Genomic DNA, 1,072 nt, shown 5'->3' on the forward strand with positions numbered 1-1,072 from the left:
CCCGCAGCGGCGAAGGGCCGGAGGGAACGCTCACCGTCCGCGCGGACGTCACGGATGCCGCTGCCCTCGACGCCGCGTTCACCGAGGTGGAGCAGCAGCTCGGTCCGGTCGAGATCGTCGTCGCCAACGCCGGCATCACGAAGGACACCCTCCTCATGCGCATGAGCGAGGACGACTTCGACAGCGTGGTCGCCACGAACCTGGGAGGAACGTTCCGCGTGGTCAAGCGTGCCTCGAAGGGCATGCTCCGCGCGCGGTTCGGCCGCATCATCCTGATCTCGAGTGTCGTGGGGCTCTACGGTTCCGCCGGGCAGGCGAACTACTCCGCATCGAAGAGCGCCCTGGTCGGCTTCGCCCGCTCGATCACGCGTGAGCTCGGGGCCCGCGGGATCACGGCCAACGTCGTCGCTCCGGGCTTCATCGAGACGGACATGACCGCGGAACTGCCGGAGGAGACCCAGAAGCAGTACAAGGCGAGCATCCCGGCGGCACGATTCGCGACCCCCGATGAGGTCGCGGGCGTGGTGACCTGGCTCGCGGGTGATGACGCCGGTTACATCTCGGGCGCGGTCATCCCCGTCGACGGCGGACTCGGGATGGGGCACTGATCCCGAGGTCGAATCTCAGCGTGCGATCGCCGCGTTGAGGAGTTCCGCGAGCCTCTCGGGAACCGAGAACTGCGGCCAGTGACCGGAGCCGATGCGCACGACCTCGGCGTCGTCGATCGCACGGTACTCGGCGGCGTAGGCGCCCCACTGGTCGATCATCCCCTCGAACGCGGCCTGATCCAGGCCGCCCATCAGCAGCGTCACCGGCACTCGGTACCGCGCAGGATTCACCAGCGCGATGGCGTCGGTGGGCACTCTGGCGGGAACACTGCGGGTGAGCGGCGCCGTACGCGCTCGCGTCGACTCGTCGAGATCGCTGACGTCCTCGTCGGGGAAGAAGTCCCAGCCGGGGAAGGGCACCACACCGTCGACGACCTCGAACTCGCTGATCCCGCTCTCGGCCGGCGGCGGAGCGGTGTCGACGAAGATGACACGGCTCACGCGCTCGGGGCGCGCATCGGCCA

2 protein-coding genes are annotated in these 1,072 nt (G+C 69.0%); one reads left to right on the top strand and one right to left on the bottom strand.

The features are described from left to right. On the top strand, nt 1-608 hold a 608-nt coding region (locus tag KZA10_RS15920; RefSeq protein ID WP_218683370.1), incomplete at its 5' end, for an SDR family oxidoreductase. Between the two features lie 15 nt (nt 609-623). On the opposite strand, the gene KZA10_RS15925 is transcribed toward KZA10_RS15920, so the two are convergent. Beyond that, nucleotides 624-1,072 (bottom strand): alpha/beta fold hydrolase (locus KZA10_RS15925; RefSeq protein ID WP_218683371.1); only part of this gene is annotated, 449 nt, incomplete at its 5' end.

This window comes from Microbacterium sp. BF1, assembly GCF_019279095.1.
In the GTDB taxonomy this organism is placed as follows: domain Bacteria; phylum Actinomycetota; class Actinomycetes; order Actinomycetales; family Microbacteriaceae; genus Microbacterium; species Microbacterium maritypicum.